The sequence below is a fragment of the Solibacillus sp. FSL K6-1126 genome, from assembly GCF_038003445.1.
Lineage (GTDB): Bacteria > Bacillota > Bacilli > Bacillales_A > Planococcaceae > Solibacillus > Solibacillus silvestris.
Genome location: NZ_JBBOPD010000001.1, coordinates 82,748 through 105,521 on the forward strand (window position 1 = coordinate 82,748; position 22,774 = coordinate 105,521).

Below are 22,774 nucleotides of genomic sequence, written 5' to 3' on the forward strand. Positions count from 1 at the left end.
CGTATAAAAAGCCTTTTTTCTGTTCTTTATGTCATCTATTTCGTTGACAATTTGTATTGTATAGCATATATTATGTAACCGGTAACACATTTTGTTTTAGGGGGCGGATAAATGGTTAACATTAAAGATGTAGCAAAGGTTGCAAATCTTTCTGTAGCAACAGTATCACGCTACTTAAACCAAAATGGTTATGTCAGTAAAAATTCATCAGAACGTATTGAACAGGCAATTCGTGAGCTGGATTATAAACCAAGCAGCGTTGCACGTTCATTAAGTAAAAAACAATCCAATATTATTGGCCTTATAGTTCCTGATATAAAAAATCCGTATTTTCCAGAATTGGCGCGTGCTGTGGAAGACATGGCATGGTCTTATGGCTATACAGTTGTTCTTTGTAATTCAGACGACCAAATGGAAAAGGAATTGTTATATTTAGAGCGCTTATCACAAACTTATGTTGCCGGCTTAATTGTGGCAACAAGCTTATTAGATCCCTCTGTATATCTATCCATCAATACACCAATTGTTGCCCTTGACCGAATAATCGATGCAACTGTCCCGACCGTGACAACCGATAACCAAAAAGGAGCAAGGCTTGGGGGTGAGTACTTACTCACAAATGGTGCGAGAAATTTATTATGTATAGGTGGTCCACACGGTTTAAAAACGGCGGATGACCGTCTTACAGGGTTTCTAGAAGCAACGGATAAACATGGATTAGCTCCAATAGTTATAACATCGTCATTTGATTTTAAAGTTGCTGCTAAAGCGATTGAACAGTGTTTAGCAATAAATCCGCAGATTGATGGTATTTTTGCAAGCAGCGATACATTAGCCATTGCTGCACTTCACATTGCACATAAGCTTGGCAAGCGCGTACCAGAAGAACTTCAAATTGTTGGCTTTGATGGTATTGCGCTCGGTGAGATGGTATCACCGCCTTTAACAACGGTCGGTCAGGATTTATACAAGATGGGTACTGCAGCCGCAACAATGTTAATCGAACAGATTGAAGGCAAAGAAATAAAACAAACGGTATTAAATATAGATCCGCAATTAATTGTGCGAGGGACGACAAGAAAGGAAGCTGCAAAATGATAACGGTAATTGGAAGTATCAATATGGACTTAGTCGTTCAAATGGATGTATTCCCTAAAAAAGGGGAAACCGTTTTAGGGAGCTTATTTACAACGGTTCCAGGCGGAAAAGGTGCGAATCAGGCAGTAGCAGCTGCACGTTTAGGCAGCCAAGTAAAAATGTTAGGCGCTGTCGGCTCGGATAGCTTCGGTACGGAACTCCGTGCGAATCTGAATGAAGAAAATATAGATACGAGCTTAGTTATGAATACAAGTGGTGCTACAGGCATTGCAAATATTTTACTCCACGAATCGGACAACCGTATTGTCGTTGTACCAGGCGCCAACTCTAAAGTATCTCCAGAAGTGATTGCTTCTGCAAAAACTGTTATTGAAAATAGTCAGTTAGTTGTAATGCAGCTTGAAATTCCAGTAGAAACAATAAAGTATAGCCTGAATTTATGTAAAGAGCTTCAAGTACCAGTACTATTTAATCCCGCTCCAGCAGCAAACTTCGACATTGAATGGATGCCGTATATTAAGTACTTAACACCGAACGAAACTGAATGTGCCCTACTATTTGGAGATGATGTTGAAGCAGCATTGGAAAAATATCCGAATCAGTTAATTGTGACATTAGGTGAAGATGGTGCACGCTACTTTGATGGGACAAAACATGTACATGTAAAAGGGTTCAACACAACAGCTGTCGATACGACAGGTGCCGGTGATACATTTAACGGTGCCTTTGCACATGCTATTACAAACGGTCAATCGATTGAAGAAGCAGTATTTTTTGCGAATATAGCAGCGTCATTGTCCGTTGAAAAATTTGGAGCCCAAGGTGGGATGCCAAAATTAGAAGATGTAATTGTTCGAAAGGAAGGCGCAAAATGAAAAAACAAGGCATTTTAAACCGGGAATTAGCCGGTATATTTGCACGTTTAGGTCATACTGACAAAATTGTAATTGCCGATTGCGGCTTACCAATTCCGGACGGTGTTACATGTATCGATTTAGCATACAAACTGGGAGAACCAGGATTTAACGCGATTTTAGAAGTTGTTCTAGAAGATTTAAAAGTAGAACATAGTTACTTAGCCGAAGAAATAAAAACTGCTAACGAAACTATTCATTCTTCTATATTGCAAAAAGTGGAACCGGTTACATATATATCCCACGAACAATTCAAGAAGATGTCGAGCGAAGCAAAGGTCATTATTCGTACAGGTGAAATAACACCATACGCCAATATCATGCTACAAAGCGGCGTAATTTTTTAAGGTAGGTGACGGAACATGATTGAAATGAAGGGCATAAGAAAAGCATTCAATGGAAACGTCGTTTTAAACAATGTTGAGTTCACCCTGTTAAACGGGGAAATCCATGCCTTAATGGGTGAGAATGGTGCCGGTAAATCAACAATGATGAAAATTTTGGCCGGCATCTACTCGCGTGATAATGGTGACGTGCTAGTTGACGGTCAGTCGTATACATTTACTTCAGCAAAAGACGCAGAAAGTTTAGGCATTCACGTAATTCACCAAGAATTAAATATTCTGCCGCATTTATCGGTAGCGGAAAACTTATTTTTAGGGAAAGAAAAAACAGTCGGTCGTACAGGATTACTGCGTACCCGTGAAATGAATAAAGAAGCACAGACACTATTAGCAAAACTCGGTTTGCATATTGATGTTCGCCAGCCTGCCGGTTCGCTATCTGTCGGAAAACAACAGCTGATTGAAATTGCCAAAGCAATTAATTCAGAAGCAAAATATATCGTAATGGATGAACCGACAGCTGCCCTTACAGATCGTGAAATTGAAACACTTTTTGAAACGATTAGAGAACTAAAAGCAAAAGGTATTTCGTTTGTCTATATTTCACATCGTATGGAAGAGATTTTTGCAATTTGTGATCGTATTACAATTTTACGTGATGGTGAGTATGTTGGTGTTCGTGAAATTCCAAAAACAACTTTTGATGAAATTGTAAAAATGATGGTCGGACGTGAACTTGGTGAACGTTATCCAAGCCGTAATGCAAAAATTGGGGACATTGCTTTAGAAGTAAAAGGGCTAACATGTCCCGCGGTATGCAAAGATATTAACTTCCAGATTCGTAAAGGGGAAATCTTAGCGTTTGCAGGTTTAATGGGCGCAGGCCGTACAGAAGTGGCACAGGCCATTTTCGGTAACCTTAAAAAGTCCAAAGGGGATATTTTCATCCATGGGGAAAAGGTGTCGATTAAAAACCCAATTCAAGCAATGAAGTACGGAATTGGCTTTGTAACGGAAGACCGTAAAACAGAAGGTCTTGTACTAGATTTTTCAATTAAGGAAAATATGTTTTTAACAAACTTGAAAACAATTGCAAAAAGCGGCTTTATTCAACCACAACAAGAGGAATCACATGCTGCAAAATATATTGAGCAGTTAAATATTCGCTGCAGTGATGCGACACAGGCTGTCGGCTCACTAAGCGGCGGTAATCAGCAGAAAGTAGTTATTGCGAAATGGTTAAGTACAAAACCGGATATTTTAATCTTGGACGAACCGACTCGCGGTGTTGATATCGGTGCAAAAAAAGAAATCTACTCGATTATGAATCAGTTAGCCGAGCAAGGTGTAGCCATTTTAATGATTTCCTCAGAGCTAACGGAAGTGTTAGGTATGGCGGACCGTGTAATGATCATGCACGAAGGACGTCAAACAGCTATTTTAGACAACGTTGACTTAACACAAGAAACTATTATGCATTACGCAACAGGAGGAGAAGAAGTTGTTAAAAACTAGCTCAAAAGAAATGTTAGGAAAGCTAGGTCCTCTCTTAGGATTATTTCTAATTGTAATTGTCATTACGATTTTAAATCCAAGCTTTATGACAACAGATAATATTTTAAATATTTTACGTCAAGTATCGATTAGTGCGCTCATTGCATTCGGTATGACTTTTGTTATTTTAACCGGCGGCATCGATTTATCGGTTGGCTCGACATTAGCCCTTACAGGAGCAGTTGCTGCCACAATGCTTGCTTCAGGAATAGATCCTGTGTTAACGATTCTTGCGGCCTTAATATTAGGGGCCATTCTTGGTGCTGTAAATGGTGTCATCATTGCAAAAGGAAAAGTAGCACCATTCATCGCAACATTGGCAACAATGACAATTTACCGTGGATTAACGTTAGTGTATACGGATGGTCGCCCTGTTTCTGACTTAGGAAATGAAATTACATTCCAGATGTTAGGTAAAGGATACTTCTTCGGTATTCCAGTTCCAGTATGTACAATGATTCTAGCTTTCATTGCGTTATATGTAATTATGCATAAAACAACATTCGGTCGCCGTGTTTATGCAGTAGGCGGCAATGAAGCGGCTTCTAAATTATCAGGAATCAATGTGGACCGTGTAAAAATTGCTGTATACTCATTAACTGGTATGTTAGCAGCTTTATCCGCACTGATTTTAACATCTCGTCTAAACTCTGCACAGCCAACAGCAGGTACATCTTATGAGTTGGATGCAATTGCAGCAGTTGTTTTAGGTGGGACAAGTTTAACAGGCGGTAAAGGCTGGATTTTCGGTACATTAGTAGGTGCCTTAATTATCGGAGTATTGAATAACGGCTTGAACTTAATCGGCGTTTCTTCATTCTTCCAGCAAGTTGTAAAAGGGATTGTTATTTTAATCGCGGTGTTAATTGACCGTAAAAAAACAGCGTAGATGGAGGTCATAAGCGTGAAAAAACAATTAATATTATTAATGGCACTTTTGGCCACTGTGATGCTATCGGCTTGTTCGGTAAAACCTGGCTTCTCTTTGGAACCTTCTTTCGGAACATCTGCCACATCTACAAAAGGCAGTAATGATACATTGACAATCGGTTTATCGATTTCAACTTTAAATAATCCATTTTTCGTGACGCTAAGTGAAAATGCGGAAGCAAAAGCAAGAGAACTTGGTGTAAATACAACGATTGTAGATGCTCAAGATAATGCGTCTAAACAAGCTTCCGATATTGAAGATTTAATCCAGCAAAATGTTGATTTGATCATTATTAACCCTGTAGATTCTGTTGCTGTTGCAACTGCTGTTGAATCTGCTAATGCTTTAAATATTCCCGTCATTACGGTAGACCGTTCTTCTGAAGGTGGAGAAGTCGTATCGCATATCGCCTCTGATAACGTAGCTGGCGGAAAACTGGCAGGAGAATATATTACAAAGTTGGTTGGTGAAGGTGCCAAAGTCGTCGAGTTGGAAGGTGTCGCAGGTTCATCTGCTGCACGTGATCGTGGACAGGGGTTCAATGAAGCTGTAACAGGCATCTTAGACGTCGTTGCAAAGCAAACAGCGAACTTTAACCGTTCAGAGGGCTTAACAGTCATGGAGAATATCCTGCAGTCTAATCCGGATGTTACAGCAGTATTTGCACACAATGACGAAATGGCATTAGGTGCGCAGGAAGCAATTTCAGCTTCGGGTAAGAAAATTGTAGTAGTCGGCTTTGATGCAACAGACGATGCGGTGGCTGCTGTAAAAGCAGGAAATCTAGCTGCAACCGTTGCACAAAAACCTGATGAGATTGGAAAGATCGCGATGGAAACAGCGATTGCTTATTTAAACGGTGAAACGGTTGAAGAAGTTATTCCAGTCAATCTTGATTTAATTACAAAATAATAATGTATGCAACAGCCTGCAAATGGGCTGTTGCACTTCTCAGGCTGTCACAAGTTGTTTTGTGGCAGCCTTTGTTTATGGATCTATAAAAAACTTTATACAATAAAAAAAGTACAGCAGAAGACAATTAAGCCTTTGCTGTACATTTTAAGAAATTATTTTTCTTCAGCTACGAATGGTAATAATGCCATAATACGTGAAACTTTGATTGCAGATGTAAGTTTACGTTGGTATTTAGCAGAAGTACCAGTTACGCGACGTGGTAAAATTTTACCGCGCTCAGAGATGAATTTCTTTAAAAGATCTACATCTTTGTAGTCGATGTGCGTAATGTTATTTGAAGTGAAGTAGCAAACTTTACGGCGTTTGCGGCCTCCGCGACGTGGTGCCATTATCGTGTTCCTCCTTTTAATTTTTAATTATAGATGTGAAATTCTTAGAACGGTAAATCGTCTTCAGAAACTTCAATCGGTCCTTTACTGTTTGCAAATGGATCTTCATCTACACGTGTATAGTTTTGCTGATTTTGAGCTGGCTGTTGATAAGAACCGTAAGAATCCTGTGATTGCGCGCCTCCAAATTGTTGGTTAGGCTGATTATAAGATGGCTGACCACCATAATTTTGCCCTCCACCGTATTGTTGGCTTGGTGCACCTTGTGATGCATTAGCTCCTCCACGTGGTTCTAAGAACTGCACTGAATCAGCAACGACATCTGTTGTATACACACGCTTTCCATCTTGTCCTTCAAAGCTACCTGTTTGAATACGACCCTCTACACCAATCAAACTCCCTTTTCTCATGAAGTTTGCTAAGTTTTCAGCTTGTTTTCTCCAGGCGATACAGCCTATGAAATCTGCTTCGCGTTCACCCGACTGGCTCGAAAATGTACGGTTTACGGCAATCGTAAAACGTGCCATTGGAACTCCACTCGGTGTGTAACGAAGCTCTGGATCCTTTGTAAGCCTTCCGACTAATACGACACGGTTAATCATCAATGCACCCTCCTTTTTTCAGCATTTAAGTTTAAAAATTATTTGTCTTCTTCGCGTACTGCGATGTGACGGATGATGTCTTCGCTGATGTTAGCTAGACGAGTGTATTCGTTGATAGCTTCAGTACCAGCGTTAACTTTCACGATTTGGTAGAAACCTTCGCGGAAGTCATTGATTTCGTAAGCTAAACGACGCTTACCCCAATCTTTTGCTTCTGTGATCTCTGCACCATTTGAAGTTAAGATTTCTTGGAAACGCTCTACTAAAGCTTTCTTCGCTTCTTCTTCAATGTTTGGGCGGATGATGTACATTAATTCGTACTTTCTCATTTGTGTTTGCACCTCCTTATGGACTTGGGCTCTCCTACTAAATAGGGAGCAAGGAGCAAGTAACTTCTATTACTCACATCAATGAATTGTATCATAGTTGTTATTTCTATGCAACTGGCTACGTCTTTTAATATTAAGGAAATAGCTTATTTTCATATATAAATAAACGCTTTGTGAGAATATATTTATACTCACAAAGCGTCTACTAATTATACGTTAAATAAGAACTCTAATACATCGCCGTCTTGTACAACATACTCTTTACCTTCAGCGCGTACTCGGCCTGCTTCTTTTGCAGCTGGCTTTGAACCGTATTCTACTAAATCCGTATATGCCACTGTTTCAGCACGGATAAAGCCGCGTTCAAAGTCAGAGTGAATAATACCAGCACATTGTGGTGCTTTCATGCCTTTACGGAATGTCCATGCACGAACTTCCTGCACACCAGCTGTAAAGTAAGTAGCCAAACCTAATAGGCTGTACGAAGCTTTAATCAATTGGTCTAATCCTGATTCAGCAATTCCTAATTCAGCTAAAAATTCTTTTTTCTCATCGTCTTCCAACTCAGAAATTTCTTCCTCAATTTTCGCGCAAACAGTAATTACTTGTGCGCCTTCAGCTGCTGCGTATTCTTGTACCATTTTTACATACTTGTTTTCAGATGGATCTGCTACCTCGTCCTCAGAAACGTTCGCAACATAAAGCATTGGTTTAATCGTTAATAGATGTAAACCTTTGATCACTTTTTTCTCGTCATCTGATAGATCTGCCGCGCGAGCAGGTTTTTCAGCTTCTAATACGTCTTTAAGCTTTTGAAGAATTGGCTCTTCTACCATTGCTTCTTTATCTTTTTGCTTTGCCATTTTTGCTACACGTGCAATACGTTTATCTACTGATTCCATATCCGCTAAAATTAATTCTAAATTAATTACTTCAATGTCATCGATAGGATTTACTGTACCTGAAACGTGTGTAATATTTTCATCTTCAAAACAACGTACAACTTGGCAAATTGCATCCACTTCACGAATGTGGGCAAGGAATTTGTTTCCTAAACCTTCACCAGTAGAAGCACCTTTTACGATACCCGCGATATCAGTAAACTCAAAAGTTGTCGGAACTGTTTTCTTTGGTACTACTAATTCTGTTAATTTGTCTAAACGCTCATCCGGAACAGTTACGCTGCCAACATTCGGTTCGATTGTTGCGAACGGATAGTTAGCCGCAAGTGCACCTGCTTTTGTAATTGCGTTGAATAAAGTCGATTTTCCTACGTTAGGTAAACCAACAATACCAGCTGTTAATGCCATATTGACACAACCTTTCTATGTTCAGTTCATTTAAATTTATTATTAATTCTTTTATGGATTTTTCTGTCCATTAAATTTTACAACCTTGTCTATTATATTGATTGCGCGCATAAAAGTCTATTTTGCTTTTAGACTTCTTCTGCCTGGCGTAAAATTTTCTTCATTTTCTTCTCAAACTCGCGGCGTGGAATCATAACGCTATGTCCGCAACCTTCACATTTTATACGAATATCGGCGCCTAATCGAATTACTTTCCATTCGTTCGTGCCGCAAGGATGTTGCTTTTTCATTTCCACAACGTCATTAAGACTGTACTGCTTTGCTTCCATCTATTATTCTCCTCCCTGATTTCGCTCATAAAACATCATTTTCGGTACAGCAAGAGGAATGCCGTTACGAGTCAGGATATCCATTACATCTTTTCGGATAATACGGGAAATGGAATACTGCTGTAAAGGCAATGTTTCCAGCGTAATACCAATTGTCGCTTCTGTGCTTGTCGTATTCGTTACACCTAGAAAAACCGGAGCAGTGACAAGCTCCTCATACTTTTCCGGTAATGTATCCAGATAGCTTTGTATAACCATTTGAACTTTTTCAATATTGACATCAAGCGGAATTTGCATATTAATCGTAGCTTTTGAGTTGTTGATAGAATAGTTGATAACATCTACAATACTGCCGTTTGGAATAATAAATTGCTCTCCTGTTATCCCTTTCACTTTCGTTGTACGAAGACCAATCTCCATCACAGTACCTTCTGCCGTATTAATTTTTACAAAATCCCCTACACCGAACTGATCCTCTAAAATAATGAAAAATCCTGTAATAACATCCTTCACTAAGTTTTGCGCACCAAAGGCAATGGCGACAGAAGCAATACCTGCCCCTGCCAGTAACCCGGCAATTTGTATATTCATAGCCGATAAAATTCCCATAATGGCGGAGAAGTACACTAAATAGCTCAATACGCTTTGCAGCAGCTTTACAATCGTAAGCTGTCGACGCTCATTATTTCTTACACGCAGCATAAACACTCGGTGAATGACCTTCTTGCCGATAAAAACGACAAGATACGAAATAACGATAATCGCCAGAATTTTCGCGCTGGCTACAATGATCTTATCCAAAAATTCCGCACTTGTGACGTATTCCCAAAGTTTAGTCGTATAGCGTGCGAGTCCTTTAATATCCGTTTCAGCAAATTCCTCTAAATCTAATTTCAAATCTTTTTCCAAATTTACCACCTCTTGTATAACAAACTTTAAAATTGAATATACTGCATAAATATATCGTATTTTAGCTTATTTCTCGAGTAATCTATTTAAATTTAAAAATTAAAGGAGTGATAATATGACACAAGCCTGTCCTCAAAATTATAGTGTACATTACGAACAGACGAGCGCTGTTTGGGAGCTGAGCGAAATCTTTTTAAAAACGATTCCGTTTGATCATGAAGAACTTATTTTTTGCTGTATCGGTACAGACCGATCTACAGGAGATGCATTAGGCCCTATTATCGGCAGCCAGCTGCACCAAACTTTCTCATTTCCATTTCCGGTTGTTGGAACTTTGCAGGCACCACTTCATGCCCTCAATATTGTAGAGCGTTACGAGCAGTTGATTAATGAAAAAGAGCAACCTTTTATTATTGCCATTGATGCTTGTTTAGGTGAATCAAATGCGATTGGTTCTATTCTAATCCAACAGGGCCCTCTTTATCCCGGAAAGGCCGTGAAAAAAGAGTTGCCCCCTATCGGTAATATTTCTGTAAAAGGAATTGTTAACGTCGGAGGCTTTATGGAAGCTAAAGTATTACAAAATACGAGACTGCATGTTACGTATTCTATGAGTGATAAAATTGTTCGAGCACTTGTTTTGGCATGGCAGCGTCACTTACTGAAACGGAAAAATAATCGCAACGAGTATCCCGACCATCAAAATCGCTGGCAGCAAATTGGCTATACGGATTTTCGTTAATCCGGCAATATTCAAACCGATTGCCATAATCATAATACCGCCCGTTGCTGTCATTTCTGTGATAAATAGATCCAGTGCTTCACTAGGAATATATGTACTAATAACACCTGCAAATAATGCAATCGAGCCTTGATATAAAAGTACAGGAATTGCTGATAATATGACACCGATCCCTAAAGTTGAACTTAATATAATGGACATAAATCCATCAATAATCCCTTTAGTGATGAGTATATTGTGATCGTTGCGCAAGCCACTATCAAGAGCACCGAGAATTCCCATTGAACCAATAACAAAAATGAGCGTTGCAGTAACAAACCCCTCTGCAATCGTTCCTTTTTGTGCACGTTTTCCAAAAAGGGACTCAATCCATTGACCGAAGCGATTAAACTTTCCTTCAAGGTCGAGCCATTCACCGATGACCGCACCAATGATTAAACTGACTATAAGGAGAATAAAATTCGTACTCTCCAGTCCCATTTGAATTCCTAATAGCGCAACAACTAACCCGATAATGGATAACACTGTCTGCTGCATGGATTCTGGAATATTTTTAAAAATACGGCCGACCAATGCACCGATTATGATAAATAATGCATTTAACAGAGAACCTAGTAATACCATGAAATTTTCCTCTTTCTATTTGCTGTCCAACAAATTCAATTTTAACTCTTATTAACGGATAGTAATTTGACTGCCTCTGAAGAATCGAGGCAGAGGCAAGACTCCCTTTATGTATTAGGTAAGTATTAGTCTTTTTTATATTATAACTGTTCATAAAAAAAGTGCTGAAACTTTTCGCTCAGCACCTTTTTATTGTTGTTCCATATTTAATATTTCCAAAATGCGATGCAAATCATCATCTGAATAAAACTCGATTTCAATTTTACCTTTGTTCTTAGCTTTTTTGATTTGTACTTGTGTTCCAAAATAGTCGCGTAGTTGAGATTCTGTTGCCTGGGTATGAATATCCTTTTTTGTAGGCTTTGTTTCACGTGAAACAGCTTCATTTAAATCTTGAATATACTTTTCCAACTGACGGACATTAAGGTGGTCTTTTATAACTTTATGAGCCACTTCAGGTATGCGTCGTTTATTTTTTAAACCAAGCAATGCTCGCCCATGCCCCATTGTAAGCTTTCCTTCGTTGACAAGGTCCCGAATATCTTCCGGTAACTGCAACAGACGAATTAAGTTGGCAATATGTGGACGACTTTTTCCTAATCGTTTCGCTAAATCATCTTGTGTAAAATTCAGTTTCACAATTAAACTGTTGTACGCTTCTGCTTCTTCAATTGGTGTTAAATCTTCGCGTTGCAAGTTTTCCAAAATAGCAACTTCCATCATTTGCTGCTCGTTAAAATCTTTTACAATGACAGGGACTTCTGTCAAACCTGCACTAACCGCTGCACGATAACGGCGTTCACCTGCTACAATTTCATATTTCCTTCCGTTTTTACGGACGACAATCGGTTGAATAATACCATGTTCATGAATGGAGCTAGCTAATTCTTCGATTGCAGTCTCATCAAAAATTTTACGTGGCTGAAATGGGTTTGCTAAAATTTTCCCGACTGCAATTTGCTGTACCTGGTCTTCTTTATGTACGGCCTCTTCACGAAAAAGCGCATCAATCCCTTTACCTAAACCTTTAACCATTTTTAATCACTTCCCTTGCAAACTCTAAATAAATTTCTGCCCCGCGTGATTTTGAATCATATAAAATTACCGGTTTCCCATGACTCGGTGCCTCACTTAACCGCACATTACGCGGAATAATCGAGCGATATACTTTATCCTGGAAATAGCGCTTTACTTCGTCAATAACTTGAAGCCCTAAATTCGTACGGGCATCCAGCATTGTGAGTAGCACTCCATCAATCATTAACTCCTTGTTCAAATGCTTTTGGACAAGGCGGACGGTGGAAAGCAACTGACTCAGCCCTTCTAATGCATAATATTCACATTGTACCGGGATAATCAGTGCATCGGAGGCAGTCAGCGCATTAATAGTTAATAAGCCAAGTGATGGCGGACAATCAATAATAATGAAATCAAAGTTATTTTTAATCTCCTGTAATGACTTTTTCAGTCGAACTTCACGCGATATTGTGGAAACAAGCTCAATTTCAGCACCCGCCAATGAGATTGTAGCAGGGACAATATATAAGTTTTCTACATCTGTTTGTTGAATAACGCCTTTAATATCTTCATCATTAATTAATACATCGTATATACAGCTTTCCAAATCACCTTTTCGAACACCTAATCCGCTTGAAGCGTTACCTTGTGGGTCGATATCGATTATTAATACTTTCTTTCCTAAAAAAGCTAAACATGCACTTAAGTTAACAGAGGTTGTCGTTTTTCCAACGCCACCTTTTTGATTGGCTATCGCAATAATACGTCCCAATATCCGCACCTGCTTTCATCACTTCAATTTAGGTATATTTTTAAAGTCTAAAAATCTTGGATGATTAAATCTTCCTTTTATAATACTGTTTCTTTTATCTTAACAAAAAATGTTAGAAAACGATGCTATGAAACTAAATTTATTTTCAAAAAACTTGCTGCTTCTACTAATCTACTAAAAAAACTGCCTAGAAAGTCGTTATCTTTCGGGCAGTTCACTAATTTATTTTTTCTTCGGAATTTTTACAGTGATTTGGTAGTAATCATCTGTATCTTCTTCCTCCGTTTTAACATTAATTCCACTTTTCGTCACCATTGATAACGACTGCTTGATCGTATTAAGGGCAATACGTACATCTTTGCTAATCGCTTTTCTGCTTGGTTTACGTTTTTTTATCTCAGGCTCATCGGGATTTAGAATTTTTTGAATTTGTTCTTCAAGCTGTCTAACATTCCAATCAAACTCTTTTGTCGCTGCAATGAGCTGCATTTGTAATTGCTCATCTTTGATTACAATTAAAGCTCGGGCATGACGTTCCGAAATTTCACGATTTAAAATAGCATCCTGAACAAATTGAGGCAACTTTAATAAACGCAATTTATTAGCAACTGTTGATTGTCCTTTACCAAGACGTTGTGCAAGCGCTTCTTGTGTAAGCTGATGCAATCCTAATAATTGTTGATAAGCAAGCGCTTCTTCAATTGCTGTTAATTCCTCACGTTGAAGGTTTTCAATAAGGGCAATAGACGCCGTTTCTCGATCATTTAAATTACGTACAATAGCAGGTACTTCTGTCCATTGTAGGGATTTCATCGCTCGATAACGTCGCTCACCGGCAATTATTTCATATTTATCCGCGTCATCATTTATTGGACGAATCACAATTGGTTGAATGACGCCGTGTGTATGAATCGTTCTTGCTAATTCTTCAATCTTCTCATCATCAAAAACTGTACGTGGCTGATAACGGTTCGGAATGATTTTGTCTATTGGAATTTTAACTACTTCTTCTGAAGCCATCGAGATATTCTCTATTACTTCTACTTCACTTTTTACTTCTGGCTCTTTGCTCCCGCCTCCGAAAAAACGTGAAAAAGTACTTTTCATCCGTGTGGCACCACCTTTAGGAAACTGTCTACCTCATATACAATATTATTTCTGATTCAATCAAAAATGTACAGTGTTCAATGAATAGTAATTTAGGTGATAGACTGAATTCGCCTAAAATAGGACAAAATAGTGTCTATACCCATTTGTATTTCAAAATAAACTTATATTTTTCTATCCACTAAAAAAACATAAATATAAATATATATGCAGCAAAAGACGGATATATTTCAAATTTCGTAAATTTATTTATTTAATTGGTGTTTTATTCGGAACACCTGGTTTACGCGGGTATTTTTTCGGTGTCGATTTTACTTTATCAAATACATAAAGTGAACGTTCGCTTTCCTCAACTGGTAAATGGAATGCAAACTCCTCTATTAATTTTCCGCCTAACGTAGAAATGGCTTTTGTCGCATCTTTTAATTCCTCTGCACCTGCTGCAGCTTTTAATGCAACAAAATAACCGCCTTCTTTTGCTAAAGGAATACATAACTCTGATAAAACAGAAAGACGTGCTACCGCGCGGGCTGTTACAACATCAAACTTTTCACGATATGCTGCATTTTGACCGAACTCTTCAGCACGGGCATGAACAAATGTCATATGATCCAAGTTTAACTCATTTGTTAAATGATTTAAAAATGTAATTCGTTTGTTAAGTGAATCGACAATCGTAATTTGTAAGTGAGGGAAGCAAATTTTAATCGGAATACTTGGGAAGCCTGCACCTGCACCAACGTCGCATACCGTTGTCACCTTTGTAAAATCAAAATAAAAAGACGCACTGATTGAATCATAGAAGTGCTTTAAATAAACACCTTCCAAATCCGTAATCGCCGTTAAATTCATTTTTTCATTCCACTCAACCAATAGCTCAAAATATTTTTTAAACTGCGCAATCTGGTGTTCTGATAGCTCAATACCCTTTTCCTTCAATGCTTCGATAAATTGCTTTTCGTTCATAAAATGATTCCTCCATATTAAAGAATGAGCGTCTTTCTGGTTAAAGACGCTCACATCATTCAGTTCGTAGTTACTTTTGCAATTTTACCTTGCTCAATATAGACAAGTAAAATTGAAACATCTGCAGGGTTAACACCTGAAATACGCGATGCTTGAGCAATAGAAAGCGGCTGAACACTTTTCAGTTTCATACGTGCTTCTGTTGCTAAGCTTGGAATGGCATCATAATCGATATTTTCAGGGATTTTCTTATCCTCAAGCTTCTTCATTTTCTCTACTTGCTGAAGCGCTTTTTGAATATACCCTTCATATTTTAATTGAATTTCAATTTGCTCTTTCACATCATCCGAAAGTTCGATTTCCGATGGAGTAAGGGAAGCAACTAAATCATACGTCATTTCTGTTCGTTTTAAAAGGTCTGCTCCACGGATACCATCTTTTAGCTCCGCACCGCCAGCATTACGGATTACTTCCTGCGTTGTCGCATTTGGTTTAATAATAATTTCACGCAGACGGGCAATTTCCTGCTCAATCTGTGCTTTTTTATGTTGGAACTTCACATAACGCTCTTCTGTAATCATCCCTGCTTTATAACCGATTTCCGTTAAACGTAAATCTGCATTGTCATGACGTAACAGAAGACGGTACTCTGCACGAGATGTTAATAAACGGTAAGGCTCATTTGTACCTTTTGTAACTAGATCGTCGATTAATACACCGATATAAGCATCTGAACGGTCTAAAATGATTTCTTCACGGCCTAAAACTTTTGCTGCTGCATTCATCCCGGCCATTAAACCTTGGCCTGCTGCTTCTTCATAACCTGAAGTACCATTAATTTGACCTGCTGTATAAAGACCTTGAATTTTTTTCGTTTCTAATGTTGGCCATAATTGTGTAGGAATGACTGAATCATACTCAATGGCATAGCCAGCACGCATCATTTCCGCATTTTCCAACCCTGGAATAGAAGCAATTAATTTCTTTTGAACATGCTCAGGTAAGCTTGTCGATAAACCTTGGACATATACTTCACGTGTATTGCGCCCTTCTGGCTCAAGGAAAATCTGGTGACGCGGCTTATCGTTAAAGCGTGTTACTTTATCTTCAATGGATGGGCAGTAACGTGGACCTGTCCCTTTAATCATCCCTGAAAACATTGGGGATAGGTGCAGATTTTCCTCAATTGTACGATGTGTTTCTTCTGTTGTATAAGTTAACCAGCAAGGTAGCTGATCCATAATATATTCTGTTGTTTCAAAACTGAATGCACGGGGTACATCATCACCAGGTTGAATTTCCGTTTTAGAATAATCAATTGTACGGTTGTTTACACGTGGTGGTGTCCCTGTTTTAAATCGGATTAAGTCGAATCCTAATTCTTTTAAGTTATCCGCTAATTTGATTGATGGCTGCTGGTTGTTTGGACCTGAAGAATATTTCAGATTTCCTAAAATAATTTCCCCACGTAAAAACGTACCTGTAGTAATGATGACAGCCGGTGCACGGTAAATTGCTCCAACTTGTGTAATAACACCCTTTACTTCGCCATCCTCTACAATTAGTTCATCGACCATTGCCTGATGAATTTGAAGGTTTTCTTCTTCTTCCAAAACCCGTTTCATTTCATGCTGATACTGGAATTTATCGGCTTGTGCACGTAAAGCACGTACTGCTGGACCTTTCCCGGTATTTAACATGCGCATTTGAATATGTGTTTTATCGATAATGCGTCCCATTAAACCGCCAAGTGCATCAATTTCGCGAACAACGATTCCTTTTGCAGGTCCGCCGACTGATGGATTACAAGGCATAAACGCAATCATATCTAAGTTAATTGTAAGCATGAGTGTTTTAGCACCCATTTTCGCAGCTGCATAGGCAGATTCCACACCTGCATGTCCTGCACCAACAACGATTACGTCAAAATTACCTGCTTCGTATTGTATTGACATGTTGTTCTTCCTCTCTTTTATTCCGATTTATTTCCCTAAACAGAACTGCGAGAATAGCTGATTGATCAAGCTTTCCTGTACAGTATCTCCAATAATTTCACCAAGAATTTCCCATGTACGTGTCACATCGATTTGAATCATATCGACAGGTACACCTGACTCAGCTGCAGCAAGCGCATCCTCAATCACCTGTTGAGCTTGATGCAATAGCGCAATATGTCGCGCATTTGATACATATGTTAAATCATTCGCTTCTACTTGCCCTTCAAAGAACAATGCTGCAATCGCTTCTTCCAGCTCGATTACACCTTCTTCTTTCAATAACGAAGTCGTTACGACACGATGTTTTCCAGCCAATTCATGAACACGGTTTAAATCGATTTTGCGTTCGATATCTGTCTTGTTGACAACGACAATATAATCCATCGCCTGAATCGTTTCAAAAAGGCGTTCATCTTCTTCTGTAAGCTCTTCTCCGTAATTTAATACAAGCAATATTAAATCGGCATCTTTTAGTGCCTCTCTCGAACGTTCAACTCCGATTCGTTCAACAATATCTTCTGTTTCCCGAATACCTGCTGTATCAACTAAACGTAAAGGAACTCCACGTACATTTACGTATTCTTCAATAATATCACGAGTTGTACCTGCAATGTCGGTTACAATCGCTTTATTTTCTTGAACTAAACTATTTAAAAGAGATGATTTACCTACGTTTGGACGTCCTAAAATAACGGTAGATAAACCTTCACGTAAAATTTTACCTTGGGATGATGTTTGAAGTAATTTAATAATTTCCTCTCGTACCCAACCGCATTTTTCAAGAAGTACAGGAATCGTCATTTCTTCTACATCGTCATATTCAGGATAATCAATATTTACTTCCACTTGTGCCAACGTCTCTAATAATGCCTGGCGTAAAGATGTAATGAGACGAGAAAGCTTTCCATCCATCTGGCCAAGCGCAACGTTCATCGCGCGGTCAGTTTTCGCACGAATTAAATCCATTACCGCTTCTGCCTGTGATAAGTCGATACGGCCATTTAAAAATGCACGTTTCGTAAATTCCCCAGGCTCTGCTAAACGTGCACCGTAACGTAAGACAAGCTGTAATACTCGGTTAACAGACACAATACCACCATGACAATTGATTTCGACAACATCTTCTCGCGTAAATGTTTTCGGTCCGCGCATTAAGCTCAACATAACTTCCTCTACCACTTCATCCGTTTTCGGGTCGATCAGATGTCCGTAATGGATCGTATGTGTCGCAACTTCCGTCAAACGCTTATGATTTGGTGATTTAAATATTTTATCTGCAATCGCTACCGCCTCATCGCCGCTCAGACGAACAATCGCAATAGCTCCTTCTCCCATTGGAGTGGAAATCGCAGCAATCGTATCGAATTCCATTTATATCCTCCTATTTCAGTGTTATCCACATGTGGATAAATCACATCCGTGCTATACTAACTAACAATTTAGACTAACATATTTTAATTAAAATCTAAAGTAATGTAGATTTGGTTCCATCTTTCATTAAAAAAACGACCTATCCAAAAGAATAGGTCGAAAACTGTCTGTATATTATTTTACTGGCTCTATGACTAAATATCGATTTGGTTCGACACCTTCTGAGTGCGTTTCAATATCTATACGATTTGCCAAGGCATTATGAATAATTTTTCGTTCATAAGATGCCATCGGTTCAAATGATACGGGTTTTCGTGTTCGAAGAGCCTTGTCCGCCATGCGTAATGCCAGCTGTTCAAGGGCAACTTGACGTCGCTCACGATAATCTTCCACATCCATTTGTAAAATCATAAACGATTTGGCTGTTTTATTAAGAATGAGCTGAGTTAAATGTTGAAGCGCATTTAATGTAAGACCACGCTTCCCAATTAATAATGCTGCTTTCTCGCTCGATAACTTAAATGAAACATGTTTACCATCTGTTTCATGGTCGATTGTTAAATCTGTAATTCCCATCCCTAAAGCAATATTCGTTAAATACTCTTTTGCTTCTTCAATAGGATCCACTTGTTGTTGTTCATGGTGAATTGGTTGATCTTCATTAGCTAAAACCGGCTCATTCTCGATTGTTTTCTCGACAATTGGTTGTTCTTCCACATCAGGTGCAGAATCTGAAGTCGTCTCTTGATCCACTTGCTGCTGAACAATTTCCTTTACAGTTACACGAACTTCAGCATTTCGTGCTCCAAAACCTAAAAATCCTTTTTTACCCTCTTGTAAAACTTCCACATCAACTTGTTCACGAGTATGGCCAAGCTTTTGTAACGCTAATGAGATCGCTTCTTCTACTGTTGCGCCTATTTGCGTAGTTTGTTTCACTTATTTCGCTCCTTTTGCATCGGTAGCATCCGGTTTATTTTTATTCCAAGGTTTGTAAATAACAAGGTTTTGTAATACAGATACAAAGTTTCCAACTACCCAATATAATGATAAAGCGGCAGGTAAAATAATACCGAAACCAACAATCATTAATGGCATGATGTACATCATAATTTTCATTTGCGGATTATCTACAGCGGGACCAGTCATTAATACAACATACTGGATCAGACCTGCGATTACAGCAAATACAATACTTGGCTCCGCTAATGGAACCGCTAAAAATGTCCCTAGTTCAAATGCATCCGGTGTTGCATTCATACGGCTAATTGCATGATAGAAACCGATTAAGATCGGCATTTGAATAAGAATCGGTAAACATCCAGCTAATGGGTTAACACCTGAAGTCTGCATTAACTGCATCATTTCCTGTTGGTATTTTTGCTGAGTTGCCGCGTCTTTTGAGCTGTATTTTGCTTGCAGCTCTTTTAACTTCGGTTGCATTTCCTGCATTTTCTTAGAACTTTTTACTTGTTTAATAGTTAAAGGCAGAATGATTAGACGAATAATAACAGTTACAATAATAATTGCAAATGCATAATTCGCGGCATTACCTTCAAACATATCAGCAAAAAGCTTGATAAATGATACTAATGGCCAAACAATATATTCATTCCAAAAGCCATTACTTTCAGATGAAATTGGTTGGTCAAATTCTGTACAGCCTGATAGCAGTAATACTACTGAAACAAGTGACAGCATTATCCATAGATTTTTCTTCAACCTTCTTCCTCCTAAAGCAAACCTATTCAATTTTTATGACAATATTTTACCATGTACGGACGTTCGTACACTACTAATTGTTCTGTATATTCAAAGTTTCAAGTAATGAATGATAAACAATTAATTATGGAACTATCCTTTATATACTCTTGCAACCTTTGCAACCTTTAAAACATGCTGCAAGCTTTTTTTTGTTTCGTGAAAATCCAGTGTGGCCGCCTGCGTTCTGGCGATAATAACATAATCCATATCTTGTTTTACTTCATCTTTTAATTCCAGAAAAGCTTGGCGAATATATCGTTTCACTTGAACCCGAGTGACCGCATTTCCTACTTTTTTGCTCACTGATAAGCCAATACGAAACGCCTGTTGTTCTTCCTTCTTCAAGCAATATACAACAAATTGGCGATTCGCAAACGACTTACCTTTTTTAAACACCTTTTGAAAATCTTCATTTTTCTTTATACGTTGGCGTTTATTCATGATCCATTCACCTGCTCCATCTAATCATTGGTACTTTTTTTGCTCATTCAACAACGATAAAAGAAAAAAAAGACCACTGATGTGGCTCAGTGGACTTATGCTGATAATACTTTTCTTCCTTTTTTACGACGGCGAGCTAATACGTTACGGCCGTTTTTAGTGCTCATACGAGCGCGGAAACCGTGAACTTTAGAGTGCTTACGTTTTTTAGGTTGGTACGTGCGTTTCATTTATATACACCTCCTGAATTCGAGCGTTACTATATCTATCTCTACATACAGACCATGATATTATATAAAGAATAAAACCTGTTTGTCAATGCCTCATTATAATTTTTCTGTTTTTCTATATAAACCTCATATAAATCCCTTTCCTGATTCACACTCTCAGTTATCCACAATTTATAAAATTAATTTACATTTATGCTGTGAATAGTATTTTTGCTCTTAAAAATTATCCACAACGCTTATCTACAGGTTTTTCACATATAACAAACCTGTGGACAACTGTTATGTATATAACATATGATTATGTGGATAAGATCGTTTAAGTATTGAAATACCTAACTTTATTTGATACGATAACTGTGTTTTACTTTGTGGAATTCTTTTCTGGGAAATATATTATCCACAATTGTTGATAATCTGTGGACAAAGATTTCCCATACTCTAGAACAACCTTTATCCACAACTTGTGGTTATGTGTATGAACTCCTTTTTAATTATAAAATATATATTTTATAGCTCTGTTTACTATTAATCATTTAACAGAGCCTTTCTTTTTTCGTAAGCAAGAAAGTTTGCATTGTAAGGAAATTCACATAAAAAAGACTCTCATCTAATTTTCGTTAGTATGAGCCTTGTCATTTAAATATACGAATCGAATGTGAAATGAATTAATGAAAGGAAGAAAGAGCTTGGAACATTTAGAAAACCTATGGAATGCCGTCCTTGCCCAAGCTGAACAGAAAATCTCGAAACCGAGCTTTGATACTTGGCTGAAATCAACAAAACTTCTTGCGCATAGTGGCACAAAAGTGACGATTTCCGCGCCTAACTCTTTTGCCCGCGATTGGCTTGAACAATATTACATCCATATGATTACAGGAATATTAAACGAGTTAACTGGAGAGGATCTAGTCATTAATTTTGTTGTCCAGAAAGATCAGACGGCAGACGACTTTGAACTACCGCCCCCAATTACTCAAGCAAAATCAAGTGAACACCATGACATTACCCCGGGTATGCTCAATCCAAAGTACACATTTGATACATTCGTTATTGGTTCCGGTAACCGCTTTGCCCATGCAGCGAGCTTAGCTGTAGCAGAAGCACCCGCAAAAGCTTACAACCCGTTCTTTATTTATGGGGGGGTAGGTTTAGGAAAAACTCACTTAATGCATGCAATTGGCCATTATGTAAAAGAACATAATCCGACAGCAAATGTCGTCTATTTATCATCCGAAAAGTTCACAAATGAGTTCATTAACTCCATCCGTGATAATAAAACAATCGATTTCCGAAATAAATACCGCAATGTTGATGTACTGCTAATTGACGATATTCAATTTTTGGCTGGTAAGGAATCGACACAAGAGGAATTCTTCCATACATTCAACACACTGCATGAAGAATCAAAGCAGATTGTCATCTCAAGTGACCGCCCTCCAAAGGAAATCCCTACTTTAGAGGACCGTTTGCGTTCACGCTTTGAGTGGGGACTAATTACAGATATTGCACCACCAGATTTGGAAACACGTATTGCTATTTTACGTAAGAAGGCCAAAGCTGATGGACTCGATATTCCAAATGAAGTCATGCTTTATATTGCCAATCAGGTTGATACAAATATTCGTGAACTTGAAGGGGCATTAATACGGGTTGTGGCCTATTCATCCTTAGTAAATATGGATGTTTCGCCTGAACTTGCTGCAGAAGCTTTAAAAGATATTATGCCAAATTCAAAACCGCGCATGATTTCGATTTTAGATATTCAAACTGCAACTGGTGAACATTACAGTATACGTCTGGAAGATTTTAAGGCTAAGCGCCGGACAAAATCGATTGCTTATCCTCGTCAAGTGGCGATGTATTTATCGCGTGAGCTAACAGATTACTCATTACCTAAAATTGGTGAGGAGTTTGGAGGCCGTGATCATACAACAGTGATCCATGCCCATGAAAAGATTTCTTCCTTACTTAAAACAGATCAGCAGCTTCAGCAGGATATTAAACAAATACGTAGTATGTTAGGTAAATAATCTCTGTGTATAACTTTATGTTTTTCACACATACCTATTCACAGCTTATCAACATGTGGATAGCGTGCTCTGCCTGTTTAAATTAGGGG

General features: G+C 38.4%; 25 protein-coding genes. 8 read left to right on the plus strand and 17 right to left on the minus strand.

The annotated features are described in order from the left end of the window. Positions 1-111: 111 nt before the first annotated feature. From MHH44_RS00405 to rbsB, 6 genes are read left to right on the plus strand one after another with little or no spacing between them, the layout of a single operon-like run. Positions 112-1,098: a LacI family DNA-binding transcriptional regulator gene (locus MHH44_RS00405; protein WP_340797523.1), complete on the plus strand. Its 987-nt coding sequence runs from the start codon at positions 112-114 to the stop codon at positions 1,096-1,098. Next, entirely contained in the window at positions 1,095-1,973 is an 879-nt protein-coding gene (gene rbsK / locus MHH44_RS00410) for a ribokinase (protein ID WP_008408346.1), read from the plus strand. Before MHH44_RS00405 ends, rbsK begins: the two co-directional genes overlap by 4 nt. Next, a complete protein-coding gene (rbsD, locus tag MHH44_RS00415; protein WP_340735881.1) occupies positions 1,970-2,359 on the plus strand; it encodes a D-ribose pyranase in 390 nt (129 codons plus the stop codon). Before rbsK ends, rbsD begins: the two co-directional genes overlap by 4 nt. Positions 2,360-2,374: 15 nt before the next feature. Next, entirely contained in the window at positions 2,375-3,871 is a 1,497-nt protein-coding gene (locus tag MHH44_RS00420; RefSeq protein ID WP_008408348.1) for a sugar ABC transporter ATP-binding protein, read from the plus strand. After that, complete coding sequence (rbsC, locus tag MHH44_RS00425; RefSeq protein ID WP_008408350.1) at positions 3,858-4,799, plus strand: ribose ABC transporter permease; 942 nt, start codon at positions 3,858-3,860, stop codon at positions 4,797-4,799. Before MHH44_RS00420 ends, rbsC begins: the two co-directional genes overlap by 14 nt. 15 nt (positions 4,800-4,814) lie before the next feature. After that, a complete protein-coding gene (gene rbsB, locus MHH44_RS00430) occupies positions 4,815-5,753 on the plus strand; it encodes a ribose ABC transporter substrate-binding protein RbsB (RefSeq protein WP_008408352.1) in 939 nt (312 codons plus the stop codon). Positions 5,754-5,908: 155 nt separating this feature from the next. On the opposite strand, the gene rpsR is transcribed toward rbsB, so the two are convergent. The 6 genes from rpsR to MHH44_RS00460 form a co-directional block, all read right to left on the minus strand. Further along, on the minus strand, positions 5,909-6,148 hold the full coding sequence (gene rpsR / locus MHH44_RS00435; RefSeq protein WP_172954456.1) for a 30S ribosomal protein S18: 240 nt from the start codon (positions 6,146-6,148) through the stop codon (positions 5,909-5,911). A gap of 41 nt (positions 6,149-6,189) precedes the next feature. Then, complete coding sequence (ssb, locus tag MHH44_RS00440) at positions 6,190-6,747, minus strand: single-stranded DNA-binding protein (protein ID WP_008408356.1); 558 nt, start codon at positions 6,745-6,747, stop codon at positions 6,190-6,192. Positions 6,748-6,785: 38 nt separating this feature from the next. Then, the gene (gene rpsF, locus MHH44_RS00445; RefSeq protein ID WP_008408357.1) at positions 6,786-7,076 is read right to left on the minus strand and encodes a 30S ribosomal protein S6; all 291 of its coding nucleotides are present in this window, start codon (positions 7,074-7,076) and stop codon (positions 6,786-6,788) included. Positions 7,077-7,285: 209 nt separating this feature from the next. Further along, entirely contained in the window at positions 7,286-8,386 is a 1,101-nt protein-coding gene (gene ychF, locus MHH44_RS00450; protein ID WP_014822352.1) for a redox-regulated ATPase YchF, read from the minus strand. 128 nt (positions 8,387-8,514) lie between these two features. Then, positions 8,515-8,715, minus strand: a complete 201-nt coding sequence (locus MHH44_RS00455) for a DUF951 domain-containing protein (protein WP_008408362.1) — start codon at positions 8,713-8,715, stop codon at positions 8,515-8,517. Between the two features lie 3 nt (positions 8,716-8,718). Beyond that, positions 8,719-9,624 (minus strand): mechanosensitive ion channel family protein, encoded by a 906-nt coding sequence (locus MHH44_RS00460; protein WP_087617924.1) that lies wholly within the window; start codon positions 9,622-9,624, stop codon positions 8,719-8,721. A 115-nt stretch (positions 9,625-9,739) separates the two neighbouring features. On the opposite strand from MHH44_RS00460, the gene yyaC reads away from it, so the two are divergent. Continuing rightward, complete coding sequence (gene yyaC, locus MHH44_RS00465; RefSeq protein WP_008408365.1) at positions 9,740-10,366, plus strand: spore protease YyaC; 627 nt, start codon at positions 9,740-9,742, stop codon at positions 10,364-10,366. Here the strand turns inward: yyaC and MHH44_RS00470 are convergent. The 11 genes from MHH44_RS00470 to rpmH all read right to left on the minus strand — a co-directional run bounded on the left by MHH44_RS00470 (position 10,283) and on the right by rpmH (position 20,655). Beyond that, positions 10,283-10,990 carry a DUF554 domain-containing protein gene (locus MHH44_RS00470; RefSeq protein ID WP_008408367.1) on the minus strand — a complete coding sequence of 236 codons (708 nt, stop codon included), beginning with the start codon at positions 10,988-10,990 and terminating at the stop codon, positions 10,283-10,285. The two genes, yyaC and MHH44_RS00470, sit on opposite strands and share 84 nt — an antisense overlap. Positions 10,991-11,179: 189 nt before the next feature. Continuing rightward, complete coding sequence (locus MHH44_RS00475) at positions 11,180-12,025, minus strand: ParB/RepB/Spo0J family partition protein (protein WP_008408369.1); 846 nt, start codon at positions 12,023-12,025, stop codon at positions 11,180-11,182. After that, entirely contained in the window at positions 12,018-12,779 is a 762-nt protein-coding gene (locus MHH44_RS00480) for a ParA family protein (protein ID WP_008408372.1), read from the minus strand. The genes MHH44_RS00475 and MHH44_RS00480 overlap by 8 nt, the downstream gene beginning before the upstream one ends. A gap of 222 nt (positions 12,780-13,001) precedes the next feature. Beyond that, entirely contained in the window at positions 13,002-13,886 is an 885-nt protein-coding gene (noc, locus tag MHH44_RS00485) for a nucleoid occlusion protein (protein WP_008408374.1), read from the minus strand. 249 nt (positions 13,887-14,135) lie between these two features. Then, positions 14,136-14,852 carry a 16S rRNA (guanine(527)-N(7))-methyltransferase RsmG gene (gene rsmG, locus MHH44_RS00490; protein ID WP_014822346.1) on the minus strand — a complete coding sequence of 239 codons (717 nt, stop codon included), beginning with the start codon at positions 14,850-14,852 and terminating at the stop codon, positions 14,136-14,138. 59 nt (positions 14,853-14,911) lie between these two features. Next, a complete protein-coding gene (gene mnmG / locus MHH44_RS00495) occupies positions 14,912-16,807 on the minus strand; it encodes a tRNA uridine-5-carboxymethylaminomethyl(34) synthesis enzyme MnmG (RefSeq protein WP_014822345.1) in 1,896 nt (631 codons plus the stop codon). Between the two features lie 27 nt (positions 16,808-16,834). Continuing rightward, on the minus strand, positions 16,835-18,220 hold the full coding sequence (mnmE, locus tag MHH44_RS00500; protein ID WP_008408382.1) for a tRNA uridine-5-carboxymethylaminomethyl(34) synthesis GTPase MnmE: 1,386 nt from the start codon (positions 18,218-18,220) through the stop codon (positions 16,835-16,837). Between the two features lie 174 nt (positions 18,221-18,394). Beyond that, the gene (jag, locus tag MHH44_RS00505) at positions 18,395-19,159 is read right to left on the minus strand and encodes an RNA-binding cell elongation regulator Jag/EloR (RefSeq protein WP_008408383.1); all 765 of its coding nucleotides are present in this window, start codon (positions 19,157-19,159) and stop codon (positions 18,395-18,397) included. Then, positions 19,160-19,942 carry a membrane protein insertase YidC gene (gene yidC / locus MHH44_RS00510; RefSeq protein ID WP_008408385.1) on the minus strand — a complete coding sequence of 261 codons (783 nt, stop codon included), beginning with the start codon at positions 19,940-19,942 and terminating at the stop codon, positions 19,160-19,162. Between the two features lie 132 nt (positions 19,943-20,074). After that, positions 20,075-20,425 (minus strand): ribonuclease P protein component, encoded by a 351-nt coding sequence (gene rnpA, locus MHH44_RS00515; protein ID WP_340797524.1) that lies wholly within the window; start codon positions 20,423-20,425, stop codon positions 20,075-20,077. A gap of 95 nt (positions 20,426-20,520) precedes the next feature. Further along, the gene (gene rpmH, locus MHH44_RS00520; protein ID WP_008408389.1) at positions 20,521-20,655 is read right to left on the minus strand and encodes a 50S ribosomal protein L34; all 135 of its coding nucleotides are present in this window, start codon (positions 20,653-20,655) and stop codon (positions 20,521-20,523) included. A gap of 686 nt (positions 20,656-21,341) precedes the next feature. On the opposite strand from rpmH, the gene dnaA reads away from it, so the two are divergent. Next, positions 21,342-22,685 (plus strand): chromosomal replication initiator protein DnaA, encoded by a 1,344-nt coding sequence (dnaA, locus tag MHH44_RS00525; protein WP_008408391.1) that lies wholly within the window; start codon positions 21,342-21,344, stop codon positions 22,683-22,685. Positions 22,686-22,774 lie beyond the last annotated feature (89 nt).

Bases quoted from the DNA above. Each gene is read 5' to 3' on its own strand.
- MHH44_RS00405 (WP_340797523.1), top strand. From the start codon at position 112: ATGGTTAACATTAAAGATGTAGCAAAGGTTGCAAATCTTTCTGTAGCA.
- rbsK (WP_008408346.1), top strand. From the start codon at position 1,095: ATGATAACGGTAATTGGAAGTATCAATATGGACTTAGTCGTTCAAATG.
- rbsD (WP_340735881.1), top strand. From the start codon at position 1,970: ATGAAAAAACAAGGCATTTTAAACCGGGAATTAGCCGGTATATTTGCA.
- MHH44_RS00420 (WP_008408348.1), top strand. From the start codon at position 2,375: ATGATTGAAATGAAGGGCATAAGAAAAGCATTCAATGGAAACGTCGTT.
- ssb (WP_008408356.1), bottom strand. From the start codon at position 6,747: ATGATTAACCGTGTCGTATTAGTCGGAAGGCTTACAAAGGATCCAGAG.
- rpsF (WP_008408357.1), bottom strand. From the start codon at position 7,076: ATGAGAAAGTACGAATTAATGTACATCATCCGCCCAAACATTGAAGAA.
- ychF (WP_014822352.1), bottom strand. From the start codon at position 8,386: ATGGCATTAACAGCTGGTATTGTTGGTTTACCTAACGTAGGAAAATCG.
- MHH44_RS00455 (WP_008408362.1), bottom strand. From the start codon at position 8,715: ATGGAAGCAAAGCAGTACAGTCTTAATGACGTTGTGGAAATGAAAAAG.
- yyaC (WP_008408365.1), top strand. From the start codon at position 9,740: ATGACACAAGCCTGTCCTCAAAATTATAGTGTACATTACGAACAGACG.
- MHH44_RS00470 (WP_008408367.1), bottom strand. From the start codon at position 10,990: ATGGTATTACTAGGTTCTCTGTTAAATGCATTATTTATCATAATCGGT.
- MHH44_RS00475 (WP_008408369.1), bottom strand. From the start codon at position 12,025: ATGGTTAAAGGTTTAGGTAAAGGGATTGATGCGCTTTTTCGTGAAGAG.
- noc (WP_008408374.1), bottom strand. From the start codon at position 13,886: ATGAAAAGTACTTTTTCACGTTTTTTCGGAGGCGGGAGCAAAGAGCCA.
- rsmG (WP_014822346.1), bottom strand. From the start codon at position 14,852: ATGAACGAAAAGCAATTTATCGAAGCATTGAAGGAAAAGGGTATTGAG.
- mnmG (WP_014822345.1), bottom strand. From the start codon at position 16,807: ATGTCAATACAATACGAAGCAGGTAATTTTGACGTAATCGTTGTTGGT.
- mnmE (WP_008408382.1), bottom strand. From the start codon at position 18,220: ATGGAATTCGATACGATTGCTGCGATTTCCACTCCAATGGGAGAAGGA.
- rnpA (WP_340797524.1), bottom strand. From the start codon at position 20,425: ATGAATAAACGCCAACGTATAAAGAAAAATGAAGATTTTCAAAAGGTG.
- rpmH (WP_008408389.1), bottom strand. From the start codon at position 20,655: ATGAAACGCACGTACCAACCTAAAAAACGTAAGCACTCTAAAGTTCAC.